This is a genomic window from Catenulispora sp. GAS73 (genome assembly GCF_041262085.1).
Taxonomy (GTDB): domain Bacteria; phylum Actinomycetota; class Actinomycetes; order Streptomycetales; family Catenulisporaceae; genus Catenulispora.
This window is the reverse complement of the sequence record NZ_JBGCCM010000032.1, coordinates 72,363-98,066: the sequence shown is the minus strand read 5'-3', so window position 1 is coordinate 98,066 and position 25,704 is coordinate 72,363. Positions and strand designations below refer to the sequence as shown.

Genomic DNA, 25,704 nt, shown 5'->3' with positions numbered 1-25,704 from the left:
TCGCGCGGCGTCCGCCTCCGGGCTCGCACCGTCCCCGGATCGCTGAGGCTTTCCCGCCGCGCTACTCGTCCCGTCGCTGCCTGCTCGGGTACTCGTGTCATTGTAAGCGGTATGGAGGAGCTCCGAATTCCAATTCGCGTGAAGCCCGGGAGCTCCCGGACCCGGGTCGGCGGACGGCACGGAGATCGGTCACTCATCGTGGCCGTCACGGCGAAGGCGATCGACGGCGCGGCGACCGAAGCGGCCCTCCGGGCGGTCGCTGAGGCGCTGGGAATGCCGCGCCGGACCGTCATGTTGATCACTGGAGCCACGTCGCGCGACAAAGTCTTAGGTGTTTCTTCGGAAGACCCCGAAACCCTGCGCGAGCTGGTGCGGGAGCTGCTCGGCTGAACCGGGCGGAAACCGCGGGAACACCCGGCCGTACCGGCCCCGCAGGCCACTTAGCCCGAACGAGTGAATGTTTGGTGCGCAAGTGTTCGACGGGAACTGGTGGGCGGCTTGGGACGTTTCTCCCCTCACGAAGCGTGATTAGCGGGGGCCCGACGTGGGCACGCTACACGTCGCGTGTGAGTTGGGGGCGGACGGGCCCGGTGAGGGTGTACAGCGTGCTCAGTGAGAGCGCACTGCGCCGCCACGTCAGAGAGCGAGGATGACGGCCGTGACGACGAGCAGGACGAAGGCATCAGAGGCGGCCACGGGGGCCACGCACGGCGCGACGGTGTCCAGCAAGGGCGCTGTGTCCACTAAGGGCGGCGTGACGAAGGCGGCGGCCGGCAAGGCGGTGCCCAAGCCGACTCGGGCCGCGACCGGGGCCAAGGCCTCGCCGCCGACCCGCCGCCCCGGTGCCGGTGAGGCGCGGCGGTCGGCGACCGGGCCGACCGCTTCGGTTTCGGCCAAGAACACGGCCCAGAACACGGCCCAGAGCACGGCCGAAGCCACGACGAAGACGGCCACGAAGCCGTCGACGACCACCACCTCGGCAGAGGTTCCCGCGGACAAGGAGACTCCCATGACGGTCACGCAGATCACCGAGGCCGTGGCCGGGGTCGGCGGCCTGCCGCCGTACCGGACCGGCGAGGACCCCTGGACCCCGGACGAGGTCGGCGAGCTCCAGGCCGAGCTCGAAGGCGACGCGGCGCGGCTGCGCCGGGAGATCAGCACCGCCGAGACCGGCATCGCCGACCTGCTGCGGGACTCCGGCGAGGGGGCCGGCGACGACCAGGCCGACGCCGGGACCAAGAACTTCGAGCGCGAGCACGAGATGGCCATAGCGAACAACGCCCGGGAGATGCTCCAGCAGACCGAGCGCGCGCTGGCCCGGCTGGCGGCCGGGACCTACGGCGTCTGCGAGTCCTGCGGCGAGCCGGTCGGCAAGTACCGGCTGCAGGCGTTCCCGCGGGCCACGCTGTGCATGAGCTGCAAGCAGAAGCAGGAACGCCGCTGAGGCACGGATCCGGCCCGGCGCCAGGCGCCGGGCCGTGGATCTTCCTGGCGTGATCGCGCTTCGTCTCCGGCGCCGCGAAGGTAGGGTGTGCGCGTGGCTTCAGAAGTACGTGCGGATTCAGAGGTGGCCGAGGACGTGGTCGGGATCGTCGACGAGACTGCCGGGGGTGCTGGGGATGCCAGTGCGTCCGATGTTTCCGAGTCGGATTCTTTGAGGGCCGAGGCCGGGACCGAGCCTGAGGCCGAGTCCGAGACCGACTCCGAGGCCACCGGTGCGGAAGGCACCGCCGAAGCCGCACCGCAGCGCAAGCGCCGCATCGGCATCGTGCTGATCTTCGCGGCGCTCGCCCTGGCCATCGACACGGTCAGCAAGGCGCTGGTGGTGGCGAACCTCCAGGACCGCGGTCCGGTGCACGTGCCCGGCGGCTTCCTGAACCTCACCCTGATCCGCAACTCCGGGGCGGCCTTCTCCATCGGCGAGGGCCAGACCTGGGTGTTCACCTTCATCGCGGCGTGCGTGGTGTTCGTGATCCTGCGGGTCTCGCGCAATCTGCGCTCGCTGCCCTGGGCCATCGCGCTGGGGCTGCTGCTCGGCGGCGCGCTGGGGAACCTGAGCGACCGGCTCTTCCGGGCGCCGGGGATCGGGCGCGGCGATGTCGTGGACTTCCTGCAGTTCCCGACGTTCCCGCTGGTGCACTACGACTTCCCGGTGTTCAACCTCGCCGACTCCTCGATCGTGGTCGGCGGCTGCCTCATGGTGCTGCTGTCGTTCCTCGGCATGCAGCCGGACGGGTCGCGGCACAAGGACGGGAAGCCCGAGGCCGAGGCCGAGGCTGTGGCGGTGCCGTCGCCGTACTCGTCGCAGGACGGGAAGCCCGAGGATTCCTCCGCCGAGGACGAGTAGTCCGGGGCTGCCTCCGCGCTGCCGGATAATGGTGGCCATGTCTGATCTCCGCAGCCTCCCCATCCCGGACGGCCTCGAAGGCGAACGCCTCGACGCCGCGCTGGCCCGCATGTTCGGTCTGTCGCGGACCCGTGCCGCCGAGCTGGCCGCGGACGGCCGGGTGCGGGTGGACGGCGCGGAGGCCGGGAAGTCCGACCGGGTGCGCGGCGGGTCGTGGCTGGAGATCGAGCTGCCGCCGGCTGCCGATCCGGTGGCGGTGAAGGCCGAGGCCGTCGAGGGCATGCGGATCGTGCACGACGACGAGGACATCGTGGTCATCGACAAGCCGGTCGGGGTCGCGGCGCACCCGAGCGTGGGGTGGCTGGGGACGACCGTCATCGGCGGGCTGGCCGCGGCCGGGTACCGGATCTCGACGTCCGGGTCCGCCGAGCGCCAGGGCGTCGTGCACCGGCTGGACGTCGGGACTTCCGGCCTGATGGTCGTGGCGAAGTCCGAGCGCGCCTACACGCTGCTCAAGCAGGCGTTCCGGGACCGGACCGTGGACAAGCGCTACCACACGCTGGTGCAGGGGCATCCGGACCCGATGCGCGGGACCGTGGACGCGCCGATCGGCCGGCATCCGCACCACGACTACAAGTTCGCGGTGGTCCGGGACGGCAAGGACAGCGTCACGCACTACGAGACGATCGAGGCCTACCGCGCGGCGACGCTGCTGGCGATCAAGCTGGAGACCGGCCGGACGCACCAGATCCGCGTGCACATGGCGGCGCTGCGGCACCCCTGCGTCGGCGACCTGCAGTACGGCGCGGACCCGAAGCTCGGGGAGCGGCTGGGGCTGACGCGGCAGTGGCTGCACGCGGTGAGCCTGGGCTTCGAGCATCCCGGCACGGGGGAGTGGGTGCAGTTCGAGAGTCAGTACCCGGACGACCTGCAGCGCGCGCTGGACCTCATCGCCGCCGAGAGCTGATTCGGCACCCGTTTCATCGAGCCCTGCGGCGTTGCTGCGGGGCGCCGGGGGATCTTGGCGGTTCACTGGACTCGTGCAGAGAACGGATTGGTGGTGGCCCCCGGCGCATCCGCGCACCTGGGCGTCGATGGTCGGTGCGGTCCTGCTGGTGGCGCTGGCTACAGGGGTCGGCGTCTACCTGTCCCACCTGGACCGGGGCGGCCGGCACAGCGGCTTCGGCGCGGGCGCCACCGGCGCGCCGGACCGCGTCGACATCGTGGCGACCATCAACCGGGTCGAGGCCGCGCGCAACGACGCGCAGGTGCGGGTGTTCGTGACCGTCGTCGGCAAGTACGCCAAGGGCGGCGACAACGTCTTCCCGACGCAGGACCTGACCGTCGAGACCTCGTCGCTGTCCTCCGGCGAGCTCACGTACCCGGCCGGCAAGCGCATCGTGTCCAAGGACATGCTGATGGACCTGCCCGGCGGCGACATCGCCGACTACCCGTTCGACCGTTACTCGACCACGCTCGCGTTCGCCGCGACCGTCGGCGGCCAGCCGGCCCCGACCGCCGTCGAGATCGTCGACTCCGACCCCGGCTTCGTGACCCGCGCGACCGTGAGCGGCGACGAGACCGAGCCCGGCTTCGACCTCCAGCTGCGCCGGACCCGCGGCACGTTCGTGATGGTGTGGCTGATGTACGTGATCATGTGGGCCCTGGCCCTGTCGGTCCTGGTCGGCGCGCTGGTGATGGGCCACCGCCGCCTGGGCATGGTCTGGCCGGGCCTGGGCTGGATGGCGGCCTCGCTGTTCGCACTGGCCGGGTACCGGAACACCGCGCCGGGGCAGCCGCCGATCGGCTGCCTGCTGGACTACACGGTGTTCCTGTGGGCCGAGGCGATCGTGGCGTTCTCGATGGTCTACGCGGTGCTGCGGGGGACCAAGGTCGAGGTGGCGGCGGAGGCGGGGCGGTAGGAGCTACCCCTGTCGCCCGATCTCGGCCACCACCGCGTCGGTCAGCCGCACCAGGTCGCCGGGGGCCAGCTCGATCTCCATCCCGCGCTTGCCGGCCGAGCAGAACATGGTGTCGAACAGTTGTGCGGTTTCGTCGACCACGGTCGGCAGCGGTTTGCGCTGGCCCAGCGGGGAGACGCCGCCGAGGACGTAGCCGGTGGTGCGGGTGACGGCGGCCGGGTCGGCCATCGCCGCCTTCTTGCCGCCGACCGCTGTCGCCAGGGCCTTCAGGTCCAGGGCGCCGGAGACCGGGACGACGGCCACGACCAGGTCGCCGTCCACGTCCGCGACCAGGGTTTTGAAGACGCGGTCGGGCTCGACGCCCATCGCGTCCGCCGCCTCCTGGCCGTAGGACGCCGCGCTCGGGTCGTGGTCATAGGTATGGACGGTGAACTCCACACCTTCCTTGCTGAGCAGGGCGGTGGCCGGGGTTCCGCTCGCCTGCCGGTTCTTCGCTGCCATGCGGCAATGGTGCCAGGAACGCCGTCGGCACGGGCGTCGCGGGCGTCGCGGCGTCCTGGTTCGGCACCAACCGCCACTCCCGGCTGCCAGGATGGGGCGCGGCATGAAAAGCTGATGGACGATGAACGACCAGACTTCGCCGACTGCCGATGGGCAGAGCCAGGGTTCCTCGCCGTGGCGGAACCCCTTCGAGGAACCGCAGAGTGCCCAGGGCCTGCCGAAGGTGCCGAACCTCGCGCCGACCGGACCCGGCGGACCGGTCGCTCCGGGTGCGTCGGGCCGGCCCGGGCGGTCGCTGCGGGAACTGCTGCTGCTCTGGCGTCCCGACCTGCTGGCCGCGGCGATCCTGCTGGTCACCGGGGCAGTGCTCGGCGTGCTGTCCGCGCTGGCCTGGTACCGGTTCGCGCCGACGGTGTGGCTGACGCTGCCGGCCAACGCGGTCCCGCAGGTGACCTCCGGCGTCGACCAGTCCCAGCTGCTGGTGTCGCCCGAGGCGAAGGGCATCGCGAGCGTCGACGGGTACTACTTCGTCTTCACCGCGATCGTCGGCCTGTTGCTGGGCATCCTCGGGTTCGTGCTGGCGCGGCGCGGCCTGTTCGCAGGGCTCGACCGTGAGGGCAACCGGGAGGGTGCGGCGATCGGGGCGTGGGTCGGCGTGCTGCTCGGCGGGCTGGCGGCCTCGACGATCACGGCGGCGCTGGGACGCTGGGTGTCGTTGCCCGACCCGCTGACCGTGCTGCACATCATCGCCGCCGGACACAACTTCCACGCGCCGGTCGCGCTGCACGCGCAAGGGCTCTACCTGGCCGCGCCGCTCCTGGGGACGGTGCTGTTCCTGGCGCTGACGTGGGCTTTCACGAAGCCGTCGCCGCCGGCGTGGCAGGGCCCGGCGCAGGCGCAGGGGTACTTCACGGCGGCGAATCCTTATGGGTTGCCGGCCGGTCAGCAGGAGCCGCAGCCGCAGGGACAGCCGCAACCGCAAGGGCAGCCGCAGCCGCAGCCGCAGCATCAGCCGGGATCCGACAACGGATCGGGACCCGCACCCGGCGCCACCTCGGGCGCGCCGCAGGCGGACAACTCCCTGGGCTGATACCGGACAAGCCGCCGTCGTTCTCGCACGCGCCGCCGCCGACCTTCCGTCGCGCGGCGGCGTTTCGCGATCAGGGGCGGCAAGCAGCGAGCGGCGACCTGCGGCGCGCCCTACCGGCTTCGCCGCCGCAGCAGGTCCACCGCCGGCAGGGACGGCAGGTTCTTCAAGATCCCGGTCTCCCGCCGCAGGATCTTCGCCTCGGCGCGCAGCCGGTCCACGGTCGTCTCCGTGGTGAGCAGCCGCTGCTTCTCGTACGTGTCCAGCACCGTCGCCGCGCCGATCAGGTACGACAGCACCGTCGGGTCCTCCGGCAGCTCCGGAATCGACCCGACCTGTACGCCCCGCAGCTCCGACAGCGCGGCCTGGTACTTGCGGAACAGCGCCGTCAGCCCCGGAGCCAGCACCTCCGCCTCCGGCCCGGCCACCTCGTCGAGCAGCTCGACCTCGCCGCGCGCGTAGGGCCCCTCGTCGTCGAAGGCCTCCAGCCGGAAGCGGTGGACGCCGGTGGTGGTGATGTCGAAGCGGCCGTCCTCGTACTCCACGATCGAGTCGATCTCGGCGGTGCAGCCCACGTCGTACAGCGCCGTGACGTTGCCGTGCCCCACCTCGTGCCCGTCCTTGACGGCGAGCACGCCGAACCGGCGCGGCGCGCCCTCGGGCAGCGCCGACAGGTCCCTGACCAGCTGCCGGTAGCGGTGTTCGAAAATGTGCAGGGGGAGTACGACGCCCGGGAAGAGCACGCTTCCGAGGGGGAACAGCGGTAGCTCTGTCGTCACGCACTCAATCTAGTCGCTCCCCGGCGCGGGGTGCCCACTCTGCGGACGCGCCGGACCGGCGTTCCTCGCCGAACTAGAATCGTGACGTGATCACTCGAATCGACCTGCGCGGTCGCGCTCTGGACACGGCGGCGGTTTTTGGGGGAATGCCGTCGGATCCCCGCGCCCTGGTGCCCAGGGCCGAGCTGGATGTGGAGGCGGCCCTGGCCGTCGTCCGGCCGATCGTCGAGGACGTGCACCATCGCGGCGAGGCGGCGCTGATCGAGTACGGGGCCAAGTTCGACGGGGTCGAGCTGCAGCAGGTGAAGGTTGCCCCCTCGGCGCTCGCCGAGGCCGTGGCGCAGCTGGATCCGCAGGTCAAGGCCGCGTTGGAGGAGTCGATCCGCCGGGCCCGCAAGGTGCACCGGGACCAGCGCCGCCAGACCACGACCACGCAGGTCGTCCCCGGCGGCACCGTCAGCGAGCGCTGGGTGCCGGTGGACCGCGTCGGGCTGTACGTGCCCGGCGGCCGGGCCGTGTATCCGTCCTCCGTGGTGATGAACGTGGTGCCGGCGCAGGAGGCCGGGGTCGGCTCGCTGGCCGTCGCCTCGCCGCCGCAGAAGGAGTTCGGCGGGCTGCCGCACCCCACGATCCTGGCCGCGTGCGCGCTGCTCGGCGTGGACGAGGTCTACGCCGTCGGCGGCTCGCAGGCCATCGCGATGTTCGCCTACGGCTACCAGGACGCGGACGGCGCCATCGTCTGCCGCCGCGCCGACCTGGTCACCGGCCCCGGCAACATCTACGTCGCCGCGGCCAAGCGGCTGCTCAAGGGCGTCATCGGCATCGACGCCGAGGCCGGCCCGACCGAGATCATGGTGGTCGCCGACGACTCCGCCGACGCCGGTGTCGTCGCCGCCGACCTGATCAGCCAGGCCGAGCACGACCCGCTGGCCGCCGCGGTGCTGGTCACCGACTCCGAGGAGCTGGCCGACCAGGTCGTCAAGGAGCTGGAGACCCGAGTAGCGGCGACCAAGCACACCGAGCGCATCCGCGAGTCCCTGGCGGGGCGGCAGTCGGCGATCGTGCTGGTCGACGACGTCGACGCGGCGCTGATCGTGGCCAACGGCTACGCCGCCGAGCACCTGGAGATCCAGACCCGCGACGCGGCCGCCGACGCGGCCAAGGTGCGCAACGCCGGCGCGGTGTTCGTCGGCTCCTTCGCGCCGGTGAGCCTCGGCGACTACCTGGCCGGCTCCAACCACGTGCTGCCGACCGGCGGCTGCGCCTGCCACAGCTCGGGGCTGTCGGTCCAGAGCTTCCTGCGCGGCATCCATGTCGTCGAGTACACCCGCGAGGCCCTGGCCGAGGCCTCCGGCCTGGTCGTGGCCCTGGCCAACGCCGAGGACCTGCCCGCGCACGGCGAGGCCGTGACGGCCCGCTTCGAGGATCGGGGCTGACGGTGGACTACCGCGACCTGCCGATCCGCGACGATCTGCGGGAGCTGACGCCGTACGGCGCGCCCCAGATCGACGTGCCGTATCCGCTGAACACGAATGAGAATCCTTACGGTCCGCCGGCCGAACTCGTGGCGGACCTCGCGAAAGCCGTCACCGACGCGGCGACCACGCTCAACCGCTACCCCGACCGCGACGCCACCGACCTGCGCAAGGACCTGGCCGACTACCTCGACCACGGTCTGACCGTCCGCAACGTCTGGGCCGCCAACGGCTCCAACGAGGTCCTGCAGCAGATCCTCCAGGTCTTCGGCGGCCCCGGCCGCAGCGCCATCGGCTTCGAGCCCTCCTACTCGATGCACCGCCTGATCGCGCTGGCGACCGCCACCGAGTGGATCTCCGGCCTGCGCGAGGGCGACTACACGCTCGACGCCGCCAAGGCCGTCGCGGCGATCGAGCGGCACCAGCCGAACATCGTGTTCCTGACCTCGCCGAACAACCCGACCGGGACGGCGATGGAGCTGGACGTGATCCGGGCCGTGGTCAAGGCCGCGGACCAGGTCGGCGCGATGGTGGTGGTCGACGAGGCGTACTTCGAGTTCGCACGGCCCGGCACGCCCTCGGCGCTGACATTGTTGCCGGAGAACCCTCGGCTGATCGTCACCCGCACCATGTCGAAGGCCTTCGCCATGGCTGGGGCGCGCGTCGGCTACCTCGCCGCCGACCCGGCGGTGATCGACGCGCTGCTGCTGGTGCGCCTGCCGTACCACCTCTCGGCGCTCACGCAGGCCGCCGCGCGCACCGCGCTGAAGCACGTCGCGGCGCTGCTCGGCACCGTGGACGCGGTGAAGGCGCAGCGGGACCGCGTCGTCGCCGAGCTCACCGCGCTCGGGCTGCACGTGGTCCCCTCCGACGCCAACTTCGTGTTCTTCGGCGTGCCGGGCGGGGACCAGAAGACGCTGTGGCAGAAGATCCTCGACCACGGCGTCCTGATCCGTGATGTGGGCATCCCCGGCATGCTGCGGGTCACCGCCGGGACCGAGTCTGAGACGACGGCGTTCCTGGACGCCTTGAAGGAGAGCCTCGCTGTGTTGGATGGAGAATCGTGAGCCGCGTGGGCAGGGTGGAGCGGACGACCGGCGAGACCGGCGTCCTGGTGGAGATCGACCTCGACGGCACCGGCGAGGCCGAGATCTCCACCGGCGTGGGCTTCTTCGACCACATGCTGCACCAGCTGGCCAAGCACGGCCTGTTCGACCTCACCGTGAAGACCGAGGGCGACCTGCACATCGACGGCCACCACACCGTCGAGGACACCTCGCTGGCGCTCGGCGCCGCCTTCCGCGAGGCCCTGGGCACCAAGGCGGGCCTGCGCCGGTTCGCCGACGCCCGGGTGCCGCTGGACGAGACCCTGGCCGAGGTGGTCGTGGACCTGTCGGGGCGGCCGTACCTGGTGCACGAGATGCCCGAGCACCTGGCGCCGATGATCGGGGACTTCGACACCGAGCTGACCCGGCACATCTTCGAGTCGTTCGTGGCGCAGGCGCAGATCTGCCTGCACATCCGCGTCCCCTACGGCCGGATCGCGCACCACGTGGTCGAGGCCCAGTTCAAGGCGCTGGCCAGGGCGCTGAGGGAGGCCTGCACGCCGGACCCTAGAGTGAACGGTATTCCGAGCACGAAGGGTGTCCTTTAGAGATGACCGGCAGTTACGCGGCCGCGGGACTGGTGTTCCTCGGCCTTTTCCTCTTCGGAGGGGCCTTCTCGCTGTTCCGGCAGGCCTCCGGCAACAGCAACATGCGAGTGATGTCGATACTGCTGGTGCTGTGCGCCGGCATGGCGATCGCCGGCGGGGTGATGCGCTGGTGAGCAAGCCCTCCGTCGTGGTCCTGGACTACGGCTCCGGGAACATCCGCTCCGCCGAGCGGGCGCTGGAGCGGGCCGGCGCGCAGGTCAGCGTCACGGCGGACGTCGAGGCCGCGCTGAACGCCGACGGGCTGTTCGTGCCCGGGGTGGGGGCTTATGCGGCGTGCATGGCCGGGCTCAAGGCGGTCAAAGGCGACCGGATCATCGGGCGACGCCTGGCCGGCGGCCGGCCGGTGCTGGGGATCTGTGTCGGGATGCAGATCCTGTTCGAGCGCGGGGTGGAGCACGGCGTGGAGACCGCCGGGTGCCACGAGTGGCCCGGAACCGTGGAGCGGCTGGACGCGCCGATCATCCCGCACATGGGGTGGAACACGCTGGACGTGGCCGAGGGCTCGCGGTTGTTCGCCGGGCTCGACGCCGACACGCGCTTCTACTTCGTTCACTCATATGGGGTGCGCAAGTGGGAGCTGACCGACACCGGGCGGATGGCCGCGCCGTTGGTGACGTGGGCCACGCACGGCGAGCCGTTCGTCGCCGCGGTGGAGAACGGTCCGTTGTCGGCTACGCAGTTCCATCCGGAGAAGTCCGGCGACGCCGGTCTGCACGTGCTGGAGAACTGGCTCAAGCAGCTGTCCTGAACCGAGCACCATCAATCAACACTCGAAGAACAGGGATCTGATGTCCGGCTACCTCGAACTCCTGCCCGCCGTCGACGTCGCCGACGGCCAGGCCGTCCGTCTCGTGCAGGGCGCCGCCGGCTCCGAGACCTCCTACGGCGACCCGCTCGCCGCCGCGCTGGCCTGGCAGGAGGCCGGCGCCGAGTGGATCCACCTGGTGGACCTCGACGCCGCCTTCGGCCGCGGCACCAACGCCGACCTGCTGGCCGTCGTGATCGGCTCGGTGGACGTGAAGGTCGAACTGTCCGGCGGCATCCGAGACAGCGTGTCGCTCAAGCGCGCCCTGGCCACCGGCTGCACGCGCGTCAACCTCGGAACCGCCGCCCTGGAGCGCCCGGAGTGGGTCGGCGAGGTGATCGCCGAGCACGGCGACAAGATCGCGGTCGGACTGGACGTGCGCGGCACCACGCTGGCCGCACGCGGCTGGACGCAGGAGGGCGGCCAGCTGTTCGAGGTGCTGCAGCGCCTGGACGCCGACGGCTGCGCCCGCTACGTCGTCACCGACGTCAACCGCGACGGCACCCTGACCGGCCCGAACCTGGACCTGCTGCGCGACGTCTGCGCGGCCACCGACAAGCCGGTCGTGGCCAGCGGCGGGGTGTCGTCGCTGGCGGACCTGGAGGCTCTGGCGACGCTGGTGCCGATCGGCGTGGAGGGCGCTATCGTCGGCAAGGCGCTCTACGCGGGCGCGTTCACACTTGAAGAAGCCCTCGAACTCACCAGGAGCGCGTGAGATATATGAGCAGCATCCAGCGGATCAGCTCCGGAGGGCAATGGGAGAGCGAGTACGGCTACTCACGGGTGGTCGTCGCCGGGCCGCACGCGTGGGTCGCGGGATGCACCGCCACCGTCGACGGCAGGGTGCAGGGCAACGGCGATCCGTACGCCCAGATGAAGGTCGCGCTGGAGACCGCTCGCAAGGCGTTGGAAGAGGTCGGGTTCGCACTGCAGGACGTGGTACGGACCCGGTGGTACGTGGTGCATGCGCGGGACGTCGCCGAGGTGGGCCGGGCGCATGGCGAGGTTTTTGCGGAGTACCGACCCGCTGCCACCGCCCTGGTGGTGTCGGGGCTGACGGACCCCGGGATGCTGGTCGAAGTGGATTTGGACGCTTATCGGGCCGGAGCTGCATAGCAGAGCCCCGATATTCAGACTTCCGAGAAGGAGCAGCAAGTGAGCACCGCCGCCCTCGGCCAGCTGGCCGTCCGCGTCATCCCGTGCCTGGACGTCAACGCCGGCCGCGTGGTCAAGGGCGTGAACTTCGAGAACCTGCGCGACGCGGGCGACCCGGTGGAGCTGGCGCGGGCTTATGACGCAGCCGGCGCCGACGAGCTGACGTTCCTGGACGTCACAGCATCCAGCGACGCCCGCGAGACGGTCTACGACGTGGTAGGCCGCACCGCGGACCAGGTCTTCATCCCACTCACAGTCGGCGGCGGAGTGCGCTCGGTCCAGGACGTGGACCGCCTGCTGCGCGCGGGAGCAGACAAGGTCGGCGTGAACACAGCAGCGGTGACCCGCCCAGAGCTGATCGCCGAGATCGCCGACCGCTTCGGGAACCAGGTACTGGTCCTGTCGGTCGACGCACGCCGCTGCCCGCAGGGCGTAAGCACGGAATCCGGCTTCGAAGTCACCACCCACGGCGGCCGCCACTCCACCGGCATCGACGCCGTGGCCTGGGCCGCGCGCGCGGCGGAGCTCGGCGCAGGCGAGATCCTACTGAACTCGATCGACGCCGACGGCATGAAGCAGGGCTTCGACCTACAGATGCTGGCCGCAGTCCGCGCCGCAGTGACAGTCCCCCTGATCGCCTCCGGCGGCGCCGGCGCGACGGAGCACTTCGCCCCCGCCGTCGCGGCGGGCGCGGACGCGGTGCTGGCAGCATCGGTGTTCCACTTCGGAGATGTGACGATCGGCGAGGTCAAGGGATCGCTGCGCGAGGCTGGCTTCGCGGTGCGGTAGCCGCGCGGACAGCGCAGCCGGCGACGCGGTGGCCGTGTCCGACCGGACCATGCGGGGTGTTGGTTCTGGGTCCCTCGCCGCGTCGGCGGGCGAAGCCAACCTGGCCGGTTTGGTGGTGTCCAGCCGGACGGAGCCGGACCACAGCAACAGTGATGCGGCTTGACGCCACCGAACCGGGCTGGTTCCGTAAGGCGACGACGTGGCGAGGGGCCCAGAACCTCGGTGACCACAAGCAGCGACCGCCGCCGACCAGCGCAACGCAGGCAACAGCGGATAGGGAGCCGACCAGTCCCGGACCGCCGCCAGACAGCAGGACGCGCGGGTCGCCCCCTCGCTGTAGAGCGCCCGCCGGAGGCCTTGAGGTGCCCACCACGCACGACGATTGCCGCCAACGCAACGCGTGCGCAGTGACTCGGACCTGTGCGCGGTTGTGGACACGGAAACCGGCAGCCGCCGACGTGACCCAGTGTGCGAGTCGGGCATGCCAGCATTTTGTTAGGAAATTATCGCCCCTTATAGACAGATATAGCACGCGCCGCCGACACCAACACCAACACCAAAACCGCCGGCCGCCAGCGCAACATGCGGGGCACAACCGAACTGCGTCCCCCTGCGAGGTCATCAAACCATGCGCGAAGCCGTAAAAATCGCCTGTAAACCAACAAACCAACCGCAACCAGCCCACGTACCTACCGCACCGCGACCCCCCACCCCCACCCCCCCCAGAACCCGAACCTGCACCGAACCTGCCGCCGAACCCGACCCCGACCCCCACCCCCACCCCCATCCTCCATCCCGCTATGCACCCCCCCTACATCCCAAGATGCAGCCCACCCCCCACCAACATCCCCATCCGGTCTGACGACCCCCCCACCCCCCACCCCATACCGTTGCCCCATGATCGAGGCACGCAGCCTAACCAAACGCTACGGCGAAAAGACCGCCGTCTCCGACTTGTCCTTCACCGTCCGCCCCGGCGTGGTGACCGGCTTCCTCGGCCCGAACGGCGCCGGCAAGTCCACCACCATGCGCATGATCCTCGGGCTGGACCGGCCCACCTCCGGCGCTGTGACCGTCAACGGCAAGCCCTACGCCGAGCACGCCGCGCCCCTCCACGAGGTGGGCGCCCTCCTGGAGGCCAAGGCCATCCACACCGGGCGCACCGCCTACAACCACCTCCTCGCCCTCGCCGCCACCACCGGCATCGAGCGGTCGCGCGTCGACGAGGTCATCGACCTCGTAGGCCTCCGCGACGTCGCGAAGAAGCGCGCCGGCGGGTTCTCCCTCGGCATGGGGCAGCGCCTGGGCATCGCCAGCGCGCTGCTCGGCGACCCTGACACGCTGATCCTGGACGAGCCCGTCAACGGGCTCGACCCCGAGGGCATCCTCTGGATCCGGAACCTGCTCAAGAGCCTGGCCTCCGAGGGCCGCACGATCTTCGTCTCCAGCCACCTCATGTCCGAGATGGCGCTCACCGCCGAGCACCTGATCGTGATCGGGCAGGGCAAGCTCATCGCCGACACGTCGGTGGCCGAATTCATCTCGCGCGCCTCCACCGGCAGCGTCAAGGTGCGGACGCCCGACGCCGCCAAGCTGCGGGAGCTGCTGGCCGGTCCGGACGTCACCGTCTCCTCCTCGGTCGAGGGCGAGCTGCAGGTCCAGGGCCTGACCAGCGACCGGATCGGCACCATCGCGGCCGAGAACCGGATCACGCTGTTCGAGCTCGCTCCGCATGAGGCCTCGCTGGAGGAGGCGTTCATGGAGCTCACCGGCGACGCCGTGGAGTACCGCGCCCCGGTGCCGAAGACCGCCGGCGAGGCGGCCACCACTGATGTCGAGGTGAACGCGTGACCGCCGTCGCACAGAGCCCCACGAGCCCCACGACCCCCCCGCCGGTCCGCGTCCACACCGGCAAGGTGACGCAGGGCCGGATCATCAAGAGCGAGTGGATCAAGTTCCGCACCCTGCGCTCCTCGCGCTGGTCGCTGGTCGCCGGCGTCGGGGCGATGATCGCCATCGCGCTGCTGTTCAGCCTGGCGATGAAGAGCCACTACCCGCACATGAGCGCGGCCCGGCAGAAGGAGGTCGACCCGGTCGCCGACCCGATGCGCGGGGTGTTCCTCGGGCAGCTCGCGGTCGGGGTGCTCGGGGTCATGATGATCACCGGTGAGTACACCACCGGCATGATCCGGGCCTCGCTGGCCGCCGCGCCCAAGCGGCTGCCGGTGCTGTGGGCCAAGGCGCTGGTGTTCACCGTCGTCGCCTGGGTCGTCATGACGATCACCTCCTTCGTCTGCTTCTTCCTGGCGCAGTCGATCTTCTCCTCGATCCACATCCAGAAGAGCATCTCCGACCCCGGCGTGCTGCGCGCGGTGTTCGGCGAGGGCCTGTACCTGACGGTGGTCGGGCTGCTCGGCGTGGCTCTCGGCGCGATCATCCGGAGCACCGCCGGCGCCATCGCCTCGCTGTTCGGGATCCTGCTGGTGCTGCCGGTCCTGGGCGAGGTCCTGAACCTCACCTCCTGGGGCGACCACATCAACCCGTACCTGCCGAGCAACGCCGGACAGCGGGTGATGGCGCTGACCACCACCTCCCCGGACATGAAGCCGTGGGCCGGGTTCGCGCTGTTCGTTGGTTACGCTGTGGTGGCGATGGCCGCGGCGGCCGTCTTGCTGAAGAAACGAGACGCGTGAGCTCTGCGACAGTCCCCGAAGACCCCGGCAGCCGCCGGGGTCTTCGGGCCGTCGTGGACGCGCCGACCACGGTGTCGGCGTGGCTGAGCTCGCCGGGGATGAAGCGATTCCTGCAGGCCGCGGGCCTGGAGAACGCCCTGCGGCGGGCCCAGCAGTGGGCCGCCGCGCATCCCACGACGGTGGACGCCCTGTCCGTGGCGGCGGTGTTGGTGCCGTTCAGCGGTCACCTGTACCTGCGTCCGGCGCACCAACCCGTCCTGGGCTGGATCCTGATGTTCGGCTTCTTCCTGCCGCTGGTGCTGCGCCGACGCTTCCCGACCGGCGTGTTCGCGGTCGTGGCGGCGTTCGCCTTCGGGCAGTGGGCCTTCGACATGCTGATGCCCCAGGTCGACTTCGCGCCGCTGATCGCGCTCTACTCGGTCGCCGCGCACGCCCCGATCCGCCGCACGCTGGCCGCCATCGGCGTGATGGAGATCGGCGCGGTGATGGTCGCCGCGTCCTGGGCGAGCGGGAACGGCGCGCTGCGCGTCTTCGTCTTCGTCTCCGGCATGGTCACGGCCGCGGCGGTGCTCGGCGTCAACACCCGCACCCGGCGCGCCTACTTCGCGACGCTGGAGGAGCGCGCGCGGCGGCTGGAGTTCGAACGCGACCAGCAGGCGCAGATCGCCGCGGCCTCCGAGCGCGCGTCGATCGCGCGGGAGGTCCACGACGTCGTCACACACAGCCTGTCGGTGATGGTCGCGCTGACCGACGGCGCCTCCTACGTCGTGCACACCTCCCCGGACCGCGCGGCCGAGGCCGTCGCCAAGGCCTCGGAGGTCGGACGCCAGGCGATCACCGACATGCAGCGCGTGCTCGGCGTCCTGCGCGGCTCGGCCGGCGCCACCATGGCCGAACTGCACCCGCAGCCCGGGCTCGCGCAGCTGGACACGCTGCTGGCCGAGGTGCGGGTCGCCGGGCTGCCGGTGGAACTGGTGGTCAGCGGTGTGCGGCCGGACCTGTCCTCGGGCGTGGAGCTCGCGGTGTTCCGGGTGGTGCAGGAGGCCCTGACCAACACCCGCAAGCACGCCGAACCCGGCGCGTCGGCGCGGGTCCGGCTGGACTTCGGCCAGGAGGCCATAGAAGTGACGGTGCTCGACGACGGCAACGTCGCGGCGAACGCGGCCGCGGCGCCCGGCAGCGGGATCGGCGGAACCGGCCGGATCAGCGGGATCAGCGGCATCAAAAGGCTCGGCGACGTCAGCGACCTCGGCGCCGAAAACGGCGGCCACGGCATCGCCGGCATGAAGGAGCGCGTCGCGGCCTTCGGCGGCGAGCTGGAAGCCGGGCCGCGCAACATCGGCCGCGGCTGGCGGGTCCACGCGCGGGTGCCGGTCACGGTCGTGCCCGGGGAGCCCGCGTGATCGACGTCCTGCTGGTGGACGACGCCCCGCTGCTGCGCATGGGCTTCCGCATGGTGCTGGAGGCGCAGCCCGACGTCGCGGTGGTCGGCGAGGCCGGCGACGGCGCCGAGGCCGTCGCGCTGGCCGCCCGGCTCAAGCCCGACGTGGTGCTGATGGACGTGCGCATGCCCGGCGTGGACGGCATCGAGGCCACCGCCCGCATCACCGCCGCCGACCTGCCCTCCCGGGTCCTCATCCTCACCACGTTCGACCTCGACGAGTACGCCTTCGCCGCGCTGCGCGCCGGGGCCGCCGGCTTCCTGCTGAAGAACGCGCACCCCGCCGACCTCATCGCCGGCATCCGCACCGTGGCCGCAGGCGACGGCGTCGTCGCTCCGCGCATCACCCGCCAGCTCATCGAGGCCTTCGCGCGCCAGAGCGACCCGGCCGGCGCCGGCCCGCGGGCCGACGAGCGCCTGGAGCGGCTCACCGACCGCGAACGCGAGGTCCTGGTCGAGATCGCCCGCGGCCGGTCCAACGCCGAGATCGCCGAGACCCTGGGCCTGTCCGAGGCCACGGTGAAGACCCACGTCAGCCGGATCCTGCCGAAGCTGGAGCTGCGCGACCGGGTCCAGGCCGTGGTGTTCGCCTACGAGGTCGGCCTCGTCGCCGCCGGCTCACAGCCCGGCACGGACAAGTAGCCGGTCCATCTCCTCCAGCGGCAGGTACGGCGAGGCCGCGGCGGCGTGGACCACGCGCTCGGAGGTGTCGGCGATTAGAGCCACCAGGTTCGCGGTCGGCAGGTTCCGGTGGCCGGCCGCGGCCGCGCGCACCGAGGCCTCCGGATCGGACGCCAGCCGCACGGCCAGATCCGCCGGCAGGTCCGGATGCCCGGAGGCCAGGGCCCGCAGTCGCGGCTCCGGGTCGACGGCGAAGCGCTCCATCGTCTCCTCCGGATGCGTCAGCACCGGTTCGTACTCCCACCACATCGTCAGGCCGTCCCACCGGTGCAGGCGCTCGATCCGTTCGGCGCGCGCCGGGTCGACCAGGTGTGGCGCGGTGCGCACCATCGTCATCCGGACCTGTTCGTCCTCGTCGTCCAGCAGCCGCCGCACGGCTTCGATCGGCAGCTTCGTGCTGAGCGCGGCGGCGGCGCGGAAGCAGGGGTACGGCGAGTCGACGTGGCGCTCGGCCTCGGCGGTGACCCAGGCCGGCCGCAACATGCCCAGGGCCGAGTCGGCCTGTAAGTACTCGAAGACCAGGCCGTACTCGTCGTCGGCGGCGATCAGGTCGTCCAGGGTCGGGGCGTTGTCGGTGATGTCCGAGTGCACGGCCGCCCGGACCGCATCGGGGGTGTCGGGGCGGGCGAACACGGCCAGCCGCACCACCGGACTGGGATCCCGAGTAAGGACGCTGAGCATCTCCTCCGGCAGGTCCGGGCGCGCGGCCAGCTGCGCCCGCACCGCGCTCTCCGGGTCCCGGGCCAGCAGGTCGATCAGGGCGTCGTCGAGGACCAGATAGCGGAAGTAGGCGGAGAAGGCCGCCGAGCGGACCTTCTCGTCCGGGTCGCCGAGCAGCGCCTCGCGCACGTTCTCCGGGGCCCCGGACCACCACTGCGCGAGCATGACCCGGATCTGCGGGTCCGGGTCGGCGGCCAGCCGGGCGCGCAGGTCCGCCGGGACGCCTTCGGTGCGCGCCAGGGTCTCGCGGACCTCGCGCGAGTCGTCGTCGATCAGCGCCTCGAACAGCTCCCGGCGCTGATCGCGCGGCCGATCGGGCCGCTGGTCAGGCCGCTGATCCGGGCAGGCCGCGCCGACCTCGCCGCCGACCACGACCGCGGCCCGGATCCCGGGATCGGCGTGGCGCGCCAGCAGCATCCGGAACTTGTGGCACAGCCACGGATTCAGCGCCAGCGCGTGCACCTGCCAGCGATCGTCGCGCGCGATGATCTCGGCGACCATCGCGTCGCTCAGGTCCGGCCGTTCGGCCACCGCCCGCAGCTCGCCCGGCCACGCGAGCAGCCGGAACACCATGTCCGGCGGCAGCGCCGGATTCTCCGCCAGGCCTTTGACGGCCTCTTGCACCATGACATCGCGCGGCTCATCCCCGCCCATGTCTCCCCCGTTCCGTCACCAGCCGCGATCGACGTTGGCCGCGGCTCACCTCAGGAGTTGGTGTTACCCGCACACCAGTGCGAGTAACACCGCGCCGTCCCCACTGACCGGCCGCACGAACATTCCGGCCAGGACAAGCCCGGCACCGGGCGGCGCTACCCGGGCGCAGATGGTGCGCGCCCCGGCGGGCCGGGGCGTGAACCTCTCGAACGACGGCTTCGTGCTGACCGTCTTCTTATAAACACTTGCGTACACCGATTTGGTTGCAAGATGCCATCGGTGTATTCGCAGGATGCCCCCGGTGTGTCGGTGACCGAAGCAAATCGGGAGTAATACCTGCGCATCCGGAATGGGTTTTACCCGGCCCGGTGTTGTCCGCCACAGTGGTGCCTGGGCAGGCAGCCGTCGTGACATGGGTGGGATGAGTTGAGCACGGAGAGTTTACAGACAACTGCGCGCGCGCAGCAGTCCATCCTCAGAAGAGGGTTCGGGTTGCTCGGGGTGGCGATCCGGACCGAGCCGCGGGTCTTCGCCGCGGCGGTCACCGGCAGCGCGGTGTACGGGATCATGACCGTCGGCGCGGCCTGGGCCGTGGGCTGGGCCACCGACCACGCGGTGCTGCCGGCGTTCAAGGCCGGGAAGGTGCCGGTCGGAGCCACGCTGACCGCCGGGCTGCTGATCCTGGGCGTGGCGGTGGCCAAGGTGCTGGGCATCATCGGCCGGCGCCTGCTCGCCGGCGTGATGCAGTTCCGCCTCCAGTCGCGGTACCGGCGCGCGGTCTCCGACCGCTACCTGCAGCTGCCGCTGTCCTGGCACCGTCGGCACCCCACCGGCCAGCTGCTCTCCAACGCCGGCTCCGACGTGGACATGACCTGGCAGTTCATCGCCCCGCTGCCGATGTCCCTGGGCGTGCTGATCATGATGGTCGCGGCCCTGGTGTCGATGGTGCTCACCGACCCCGTGCTGGCGATCATCGGGTTCCTGCTGTTTCCGGCGATCATCGTGCTGAACACCGTCTACCAGCGCTTCGCCGCGCCTCGGCTGGCCGCCGCCCAGGAGATGCGGGCCGGCGTCGCGGAGATCGCGCACGAGTCGTTCGACGGCGGCCTGGTCGTGAAGACCCTGGGCCGTGAGGACGTGGAGACCGGGCGCTTCGCCGAGGCCGCCGACCGGCTGCGGGACGCGAACATCGCCGCCGGCCGGGCCCGCGCGTTCTTCGACCCGGCGCTGGAGGCGGTCCCGAACCTCGGCGTGCTGGTCGCGCTGCTGGTCGGCACCTCCCGGGTGGCCTCCGGCGCGATCCAGGCCGGGCAGGTCGTGCAGGTCGCCTACCTGATCACGCTGCTGGCCTTCCCGCTGCGCGCCATCGGCTGGGTCCTGGGCGAACTGCCGCGCTCGGTGGTCGGCTACAGCCGGGTCAAGGCTGTGCTGCAAGCCCAGGGCGACATGGAGTACGGCACCCGGCAGGCACCTTCCGGCGGCGCGGCCGAGGTCCACCTGGAGCACGTCAGCTTCGGCTACGACGGCCAGGCGATCCTGCGCGACGTCGACCTGACCCTGCGGCCCGGCTCGACCGTGGCCCTGGTCGGCCCGACCGGCGCCGGCAAGTCCACCCTCACCGGCCTGCTGGCCCGGCTCGCCGACCCCGACAGCGGCACCGTCCGGCTGGACGGCACCGACGTCCGTGACTTCGCCCGCGGCCAGATCCCGGCGCAGGTCTCGCTGGTCCCGCAGCAGACGTTCCTGTTCGCCGACAGCATCCGCGACAACATCCGGCTGGACGGCGACGCCGACGACGAGCAGGTCTGGGCCGCGCTGCGGCTGGCGCAGGCCGACCGGTTCGTCCAGCGCCTGCCCGAGGGCCTGGACGCAGGTCTCGGCGAGCGCGGCGCGACGCTGTCCGGCGGCCAGCGGCAGCGGCTGGCGCTGGCCAGGGCGCTGATCCGCCGGCCCCGGCTGCTGATCCTGGACGACTGCACGGCCAGCGTGGACCCGCAGGTCGAGGCCGCGATCCTGGGCGGCCTGCGGGACGCCGCCGGCCGGGGCGCGCTGGCCTCCACGGTCCTGGTGGTCGCCTACCGCAAGGCCACGATCGCGCTGGCCGACGAGGTGGTGTACGTGGAGCACGGCCGGATCGTGGACCGCGGCCCGCACCTGGAGCTGGTCGAGCGGTGCGAGGGGTACCGCGACCTGATCACCGCCTACGAGCGCGACCACGAGGAGCGCGACGCGGCGCACGAGAAGGAACAGCAGGACAGCGAGAAGCAGGACAGCGAGAAGCGCGACAGCGAGCTGCAGGAGGCCGGCCGATGAGCACCGCGACCGCTGACGCGAGGTCCGGCGCCGACAAAGCCGGTGCCAGGAAGTCCGGCGCCGAGAACGCCGATGCCAAGAACGCCGACACCGATCTCGACGACGACCTCGGCACCGAAGAGAACACCGTCGCCACCGGCGGCTACCAGCTCCCCGAAGCCCTCGACGGCGGCTACGCCGTCCTGCGCCGCGGCGTCCGCCTGGCTCCGGCCTTCACCAAGGGCCTGGGCTGGACGCTGGCCCTGGCCCTGATCGCCACCGTCGGCCGGGTCGTGATCCCGCTGACCGTGCAGCAGACGCTGGACCACGGGATCCTCGCCAAGGGCGGCCCCGACTACGGCGAGGTGCGCACCATGGTCGCGCTCAGCGCCGTGGCCGTGCTGATCACCGCGGTGTCGGCGTACCTGATGAACTTCCGGCTCTACACCTCCAGCGAGCGCGGGCTGGCCGAGGTGCGCACCAAGGCCTTCCGGCACGTCCACGACCTGTCGCTGCTGCACCAGCAGGCCGAGCAGCGCGGCGCCCTGGTCAGCCGGGTCACCAGCGACATCGACACGGTCACGGTGTTCATCCAGCAGGGCGGCATGCAACTGTTCGTGGCCGTCGCGCAGGTCGTGGTCGTCACGATCGTGATGGCCGTGTTCTCCTGGCAGCTGACCATCCTGGTCTGGGTCTGCTTCGTGCCGATGTTCCTGGTCATGCGCAAGATCCAGGGCCGCACCGGCCGCGCGTACCGCAAGGTGCGGCGGCGCTACGGGAAGATGCTCGGCGAGGTCTCCGAGGCGCTGGTCGGCGCCGACGTGCTGCGCGCCTACGGCATCGAGGACCGCGCCGGCCGCCGGATCGGCGCGGCCGTGGAGGGCACCCGCGACTCGCAGGTGCGGACCCAGCGGCTGATCGTCGTCACGTTCTCCATGGGCGAGCTGGTCGCCGGGCTGGTCAACGCCGCGATCGTGGTCGTCGGGGTGATGATCGGGGTCGGCGGCCACCTGTCCGCCGGCGACCTGACGGCGATGCTGTTCCTGGTGAACCTGTTCATCTCGCCGGTGCAGTTCGCCACCGAGCAGCTGAACGAGGCGCAGAACGCGATCGCCGGCTGGCGCCGCATCGTCGGGCTGCTGGAGCAGCCGCCGGACGTGGTGGACCCGGGCCCCGCGGGCGTCACGCCGCCGGACGGGCCGCTGGGCGTCGGATTCGAGGACGTCGTGTTCGCCTACCCCGGCGGAGCCCCGGTGCTGCATTCGCTCAGCACGCAGATCACGCCGCGCACGCGCGTGGCGGTGGTCGGCGAGACCGGCTCGGGCAAGACGACGTTCGCCAAGCTGCTGACCCGGCTGATGGACCCGAGCTCCGGCCGGATCCTGCTCAACGGCGTGCCGTTGAAGGACGTGGACTTCGAGACACTGCGCTCCCGCATGGTCATGGTGCCGCAGGACGGCTTCCTGTTCGACATGACCGTCGGGGACAACGTGCGCTATGGAAAGCCCGGCGCCACCGACGCCGAGGTGCGCCGCGCGTTCGAGGACCTGGGCCTGACCGACTGGCTCGACGGCCTGCCCGACGGGCTCGACACCCGGGTCGGGCAGCGCGGCGAGTCGCTGTCGGCGGGGGAGCGGCAGCTGGTCGCGCTGGCCCGGGCCTACATCGCCGACCCGGACCTGCTGGTGCTGGACGAGGCCACCTCGGCCGTGGACCCGGCCACCGAGGTGCGGATCACGCGGGCGCTGGACGGGCTGACGCGCGGCCGGACGTCGATCGCCATCGCGCACCGGCTGTCCACGGCCGAGGCCGCCGACGAGGTGTTCGTGTTCGACGCCGGGCAGATCGTGGAGCGCGGGCCGCACCGGGAACTCGTGGGCGCCGGCGGGGTGTACTCGGGGCTGTACGAGAGCTGGGCGCGGCAGCAGTCGTCGTAGCAGGGGGCTGTGGAGCAGGGGGCTGTGACGGGGCGCGCGCCGGCCGGGATGGTTTTTCCGGGCGGCGCGCTTTCGTCGCGGGGCCGACTGGCCGGTCAGCGGCTCGGCGCGTCGGTCAGGCGGTGGCCTCGGTCTTGCCGTCGCCGTCGCTCGGCTGGTTCTTCTCGCCGGGGCCGGGCTTGTCCTCGCCGGGCCGCACCCAGCGCGTCTCGATCCCGCCGTGCTTCAACCGGCCCGCGATCCGGATCCGCAGCGTCGTCGGCGCGCCGTCGCCGGAGTCCCGGGTGATCGTCGTCCCGCCGAACTTCACCGCCAGGTCGTTGGCGTCCACCACCATGCCCGGCGCGAGGAACAGCGTCACCCCGCCGCCGACCACCCGCATGTCCACGACCAGCTCCGGCCCGGTGCGCACGGCCTGCGTCAGGTCCAGCTCGACCGCGGACCACCGGGTGCGCACCACCAGGTGCTCCGGCAGCGTCCAGTCGCCGTCGCGGCGCACGAACCCGTGCTTCTGCCTGACGACGAGCCGCTTGGCCCCGGCCTTCGCCGTCGCTGCCGACGGCGGCACAGCGACCCCGGCGCCCGGACCCGAACCCAGGTCGGCCGTCAGCGGCGCCAGCGCCTCGAAGGTGCGCGCCGACAGTGCCGTCTCGACCCGCTCGTCGTACTCCGCCGGATCGAGCCGGCCGTCCGTGACCGCGGCGCGCAGCGCGTCGATGACCCGGTCGCGGTCCGCGTCGGAGGCGCGCAGCGCGGGTGACTTGGCCGGCTCGCTCGACATCCGCAGGTCCCTTCCACGTGGTCGCGATTACCTTCACGTTATATCGCAAACGGGCACCCGACCCCAGCGCGGATTCGGCTAGACCGCCGCCGACCGCTCGTCCCGGCCCTCCAGCGCCAGCACCCCCGGCGTGTGGGCCTCGACCTCCGCCTCGAACGCCTCCCACAACAGCGCCAGCGGATGTCCCGGCGGGACCCGGGACCGTTCCCCGCGCAGCGCGAACGCGCCGGTGAGCAACTCCAGATCCGGGGTGAAGCCGGCGCCGAGCGGCACCCGGCGCAAGCCCGCCGCGGTCGCCAGCGAGCCGGTCGCCGCGGCGTGCGCGATGCCCTCGGTGACCAGCATGCAGCCGGCGACCAGGCCCGAGATCAGGAGCGAGAAGCCGTATGTCAGATCGCTGATGTCGGCGGCGACCGTCAGCCGGTCACGGTAGCCGGGGCCGTACCAGCGCGCCGTGAACTCGGTGATCAGGCCGTCCGTGGGCAGCGCCAGCGGCAGCTTCGCCAGCTGCGCGCCGTCCACCGGCGCGTCCGGCAGGTCGATCGGCGCCAGGTTCGTGAGCAGCGCGAGCCGGCTGCGGTAGCGCTCGACGACGTCGTAGCGCTCGCGGTGCTCGGTGCCGCCGGCCGGGACCACCATGGAGCCGCACACCACGTCGACCTCGTTCGCCTCCAGCGTGCGCGCCAGATCCCGGGTGCGGATGTGGACGACGTGCAGCTGTACGCCCAGCCCGGCCAGCGCCTCGGCGATCCGTTCCCGGGCCCCGGCCAGGAACGGCAGCATCAGCTCCGTGGTGCCGACCGTGACCCGCCGGCCCAGCCGCCGCCGCGCCCCGTGCACCCCGCGCGTCCAGTCCTCCAGCGTGCGGCGGCTCAGTTCCACCACCGCCTCGCCGGTCGGGGTGAACAGGAAGTCCTTGCCGCGCCCGGCCCGCAGCACCAGCTGCTCCCCGCACATCCGCTGGAACATCCGGTTCAGCGTGTCCAACTGCTTCTGCACGCTGGACTGCTCGCGCTCCAGCGCCCGCGCCGCCCGCAGCGCCGACCCGGTCTCGTACACCACCGTCAGGGTACGGAGTTGGTCGAACGTGGCGTCCAGCAACGGGCTCGGCAGGTCGGCGCGGTCCATCACGGCAGTACAGCACAAGAGCGCGGTGTCCACCGGATCAGGTGACAGGGAACTGATCTCAGTTACCTGCGAACTGTTCGCGATGACAGCCGCGAAGTGTTTACCGGCGCGCGGCGGCCGTAGCAGACTCGCTGCGCACCACCAATCCCACCTTCTCAAGCCGCCTGACGGCTGCTTTGCCATGCCGTCATAGGAGGAAGACCGTTGTGAGTATCCAAGACACCCGTGACCGGACAGCCAGGCGCGCATATGCCGACGCGCCCACCCGGCCGGCCACGATCAAGGCCGCCGCCGCACTCGCGGCCCTGGCCGCCGTCGCCACCCTCGCCAACGCGGTGGTGGCCCTGACCGACGGCAAATCCCTGCTGCACGGCATGGCCACCGACGCCGTGAACCAGGTGACCGGCGGCCAGACCGCCGGGCTGGACCTCGGCTCGATGATCGACGACGCGGTCAACCAGGCCTACGGAACGCTCCAGGCGCGCGCGTACATAGGCATCGTGCTCGCGCTGGGTTACCTGGCCCTGTTCCGGCCGATCGCCCGCGGCGCGCGCAAGCTGCGGATCGTCGCGACGCTGCTCGCGGTGGTAGCCGTGGCCATGGCGGCGATCGACGCCCGCGACCAGACGCCGGGGCTGCTGCACGTGTTCGACGTCGCCGAGATGGCGTGCGCGGGGCTGATGGTGGTGGCGCTGTGGCTGCCGTCGTCCAACGCGTACGTCGCGCATGTCCGGGGGCGTCGTTCGCGGGGATGAGCCCGATCGGGGGGTCGCCGGCCGTCGCCTGAGTGGCGTCGGTCGGCG

The 25,704-nt window shown here is 71.5% G+C and carries 27 protein-coding genes; 21 read left to right on the top strand and 6 right to left on the bottom strand.

Features of this window, described 5'->3' with window-relative positions:
- Positions 1-111 precede the first annotated feature (111 nt).
- Entirely contained in the window at positions 112-390 is a 279-nt protein-coding gene (locus tag ABH935_RS37840; protein ID WP_370382786.1) for a DUF167 domain-containing protein, read from the top strand.
- A gap of 246 nt (positions 391-636) precedes the next feature.
- On the opposite strand, the gene ABH935_RS37835 is transcribed toward ABH935_RS37840, so the two are convergent.
- Entirely contained in the window at positions 637-1,020 is a 384-nt protein-coding gene (locus ABH935_RS37835) for a hypothetical protein (RefSeq protein ID WP_370382785.1), read from the bottom strand.
- Between ABH935_RS37835 and ABH935_RS37830 the strand changes: the two genes are divergently transcribed.
- The 4 genes from ABH935_RS37830 (at position 1,010) to ABH935_RS37815 (ending at position 4,269) form a co-directional block, all read left to right on the top strand.
- Positions 1,010-1,444 carry a TraR/DksA family transcriptional regulator gene (locus tag ABH935_RS37830; protein WP_370382784.1) on the top strand — a complete coding sequence of 145 codons (435 nt, stop codon included), beginning with the start codon at positions 1,010-1,012 and terminating at the stop codon, positions 1,442-1,444. The two genes, ABH935_RS37835 and ABH935_RS37830, sit on opposite strands and share 11 nt — an antisense overlap.
- Positions 1,445-1,537: 93 nt before the next feature.
- Positions 1,538-2,347, top strand: coding sequence for a signal peptidase II (lspA, locus tag ABH935_RS37825; protein ID WP_370382783.1), 810 nt, complete (start codon positions 1,538-1,540; stop codon positions 2,345-2,347).
- A gap of 28 nt (positions 2,348-2,375) precedes the next feature.
- Positions 2,376-3,314: an RluA family pseudouridine synthase gene (locus ABH935_RS37820; protein WP_370382782.1), complete on the top strand. Its 939-nt coding sequence runs from the start codon at positions 2,376-2,378 to the stop codon at positions 3,312-3,314.
- A gap of 73 nt (positions 3,315-3,387) precedes the next feature.
- Positions 3,388-4,269: a DUF4436 family protein gene (locus ABH935_RS37815; RefSeq protein WP_370382781.1), complete on the top strand. Its 882-nt coding sequence runs from the start codon at positions 3,388-3,390 to the stop codon at positions 4,267-4,269.
- A 3-nt stretch (positions 4,270-4,272) separates the two neighbouring features.
- On the opposite strand, the gene ybaK is transcribed toward ABH935_RS37815, so the two are convergent.
- Positions 4,273-4,770: a Cys-tRNA(Pro) deacylase gene (gene ybaK, locus ABH935_RS37810; protein WP_370382780.1), complete on the bottom strand. Its 498-nt coding sequence runs from the start codon at positions 4,768-4,770 to the stop codon at positions 4,273-4,275.
- A 121-nt stretch (positions 4,771-4,891) separates the two neighbouring features.
- On the opposite strand from ybaK, the gene ABH935_RS37805 reads away from it, so the two are divergent.
- On the top strand, positions 4,892-5,860 hold the full coding sequence (locus tag ABH935_RS37805; RefSeq protein WP_370382779.1) for a hypothetical protein: 969 nt from the start codon (positions 4,892-4,894) through the stop codon (positions 5,858-5,860).
- Between the two features lie 110 nt (positions 5,861-5,970).
- Here the strand turns inward: ABH935_RS37805 and ABH935_RS37800 are convergent, their stop codons facing one another.
- The gene (locus ABH935_RS37800; RefSeq protein WP_370353200.1) at positions 5,971-6,636 is read right to left on the bottom strand and encodes an LON peptidase substrate-binding domain-containing protein; all 666 of its coding nucleotides are present in this window, start codon (positions 6,634-6,636) and stop codon (positions 5,971-5,973) included.
- An 86-nt stretch (positions 6,637-6,722) separates the two neighbouring features.
- On the opposite strand from ABH935_RS37800, the gene hisD reads away from it, so the two are divergent.
- From hisD to ABH935_RS37740, 12 genes are all read left to right on the top strand, one after another.
- Positions 6,723-8,072 (top strand): histidinol dehydrogenase, encoded by a 1,350-nt coding sequence (hisD, locus tag ABH935_RS37795; RefSeq protein ID WP_370382778.1) that lies wholly within the window; start codon positions 6,723-6,725, stop codon positions 8,070-8,072.
- A gap of 2 nt (positions 8,073-8,074) precedes the next feature.
- Complete coding sequence (locus ABH935_RS37790) at positions 8,075-9,178, top strand: histidinol-phosphate transaminase (protein WP_370382777.1); 1,104 nt, start codon at positions 8,075-8,077, stop codon at positions 9,176-9,178.
- Positions 9,175-9,765 (top strand): imidazoleglycerol-phosphate dehydratase HisB, encoded by a 591-nt coding sequence (hisB, locus tag ABH935_RS37785; protein WP_194917447.1) that lies wholly within the window; start codon positions 9,175-9,177, stop codon positions 9,763-9,765. The genes ABH935_RS37790 and hisB overlap by 4 nt, the downstream gene beginning before the upstream one ends.
- Before the next feature lie 2 nt (positions 9,766-9,767).
- Positions 9,768-9,938, top strand: coding sequence for a hypothetical protein (locus ABH935_RS37780; protein ID WP_370363869.1), 171 nt, complete (start codon positions 9,768-9,770; stop codon positions 9,936-9,938).
- Entirely contained in the window at positions 9,935-10,573 is a 639-nt protein-coding gene (gene hisH, locus ABH935_RS37775) for an imidazole glycerol phosphate synthase subunit HisH (protein WP_370382776.1), read from the top strand. Before ABH935_RS37780 ends, hisH begins: the two co-directional genes overlap by 4 nt.
- Positions 10,574-10,613: 40 nt before the next feature.
- Positions 10,614-11,345: a bifunctional 1-(5-phosphoribosyl)-5-((5-phosphoribosylamino)methylideneamino)imidazole-4-carboxamide isomerase/phosphoribosylanthranilate isomerase PriA gene (gene priA, locus ABH935_RS37770; RefSeq protein WP_370382775.1), complete on the top strand. Its 732-nt coding sequence runs from the start codon at positions 10,614-10,616 to the stop codon at positions 11,343-11,345.
- 5 nt (positions 11,346-11,350) lie between these two features.
- Positions 11,351-11,746, top strand: a complete 396-nt coding sequence (locus ABH935_RS37765; protein ID WP_370382774.1) for a RidA family protein — start codon at positions 11,351-11,353, stop codon at positions 11,744-11,746.
- A gap of 39 nt (positions 11,747-11,785) precedes the next feature.
- Positions 11,786-12,574, top strand: coding sequence for an imidazole glycerol phosphate synthase subunit HisF (hisF, locus tag ABH935_RS37760; RefSeq protein WP_370382773.1), 789 nt, complete (start codon positions 11,786-11,788; stop codon positions 12,572-12,574).
- A gap of 897 nt (positions 12,575-13,471) precedes the next feature.
- Entirely contained in the window at positions 13,472-14,425 is a 954-nt protein-coding gene (locus tag ABH935_RS37755) for an ABC transporter ATP-binding protein (protein WP_370382772.1), read from the top strand.
- Positions 14,422-15,267, top strand: a complete 846-nt coding sequence (locus tag ABH935_RS37750) for an ABC transporter permease subunit (RefSeq protein ID WP_370382771.1) — start codon at positions 14,422-14,424, stop codon at positions 15,265-15,267. The genes ABH935_RS37755 and ABH935_RS37750 overlap by 4 nt, the downstream gene beginning before the upstream one ends.
- Entirely contained in the window at positions 15,264-16,670 is a 1,407-nt protein-coding gene (locus tag ABH935_RS37745; protein ID WP_370382770.1) for a sensor histidine kinase, read from the top strand. Before ABH935_RS37750 ends, ABH935_RS37745 begins: the two co-directional genes overlap by 4 nt.
- Positions 16,667-17,350, top strand: coding sequence for a response regulator (locus ABH935_RS37740; protein WP_370382769.1), 684 nt, complete (start codon positions 16,667-16,669; stop codon positions 17,348-17,350). The genes ABH935_RS37745 and ABH935_RS37740 overlap by 4 nt, the downstream gene beginning before the upstream one ends.
- Here ABH935_RS37740 and ABH935_RS37735 read toward each other — a convergent pair.
- Positions 17,327-18,763: a hypothetical protein gene (locus ABH935_RS37735; RefSeq protein WP_370382768.1), complete on the bottom strand. Its 1,437-nt coding sequence runs from the start codon at positions 18,761-18,763 to the stop codon at positions 17,327-17,329. The two genes, ABH935_RS37740 and ABH935_RS37735, sit on opposite strands and share 24 nt — an antisense overlap.
- Positions 18,764-19,264: 501 nt before the next feature.
- Here ABH935_RS37735 and ABH935_RS37730 point away from each other — a divergent pair.
- Positions 19,265-21,076, top strand: coding sequence for an ABC transporter ATP-binding protein (locus ABH935_RS37730; RefSeq protein WP_370382767.1), 1,812 nt, complete (start codon positions 19,265-19,267; stop codon positions 21,074-21,076).
- A complete protein-coding gene (locus ABH935_RS37725; protein WP_370382766.1) occupies positions 21,073-22,992 on the top strand; it encodes an ABC transporter ATP-binding protein in 1,920 nt (639 codons plus the stop codon). Before ABH935_RS37730 ends, ABH935_RS37725 begins: the two co-directional genes overlap by 4 nt.
- Positions 22,993-23,107: 115 nt before the next feature.
- On the opposite strand, the gene ABH935_RS37720 is transcribed toward ABH935_RS37725, so the two are convergent.
- Together ABH935_RS37720 and ABH935_RS37715 are read right to left on the bottom strand one after the other, a co-directional pair.
- Positions 23,108-23,773: a DUF1707 domain-containing protein gene (locus ABH935_RS37720; protein WP_370382765.1), complete on the bottom strand. Its 666-nt coding sequence runs from the start codon at positions 23,771-23,773 to the stop codon at positions 23,108-23,110.
- Positions 23,774-23,851: 78 nt separating this feature from the next.
- Complete coding sequence (locus ABH935_RS37715; RefSeq protein ID WP_370382764.1) at positions 23,852-24,901, bottom strand: LysR family transcriptional regulator; 1,050 nt, start codon at positions 24,899-24,901, stop codon at positions 23,852-23,854.
- A 206-nt stretch (positions 24,902-25,107) separates the two neighbouring features.
- Here ABH935_RS37715 and ABH935_RS37710 point away from each other — a divergent pair, with 206 nt between their 5' ends.
- A complete protein-coding gene (locus ABH935_RS37710) occupies positions 25,108-25,656 on the top strand; it encodes a hypothetical protein (protein WP_370382763.1) in 549 nt (182 codons plus the stop codon).
- The last annotated feature ends 48 nt before the right edge of the window (positions 25,657-25,704 follow it).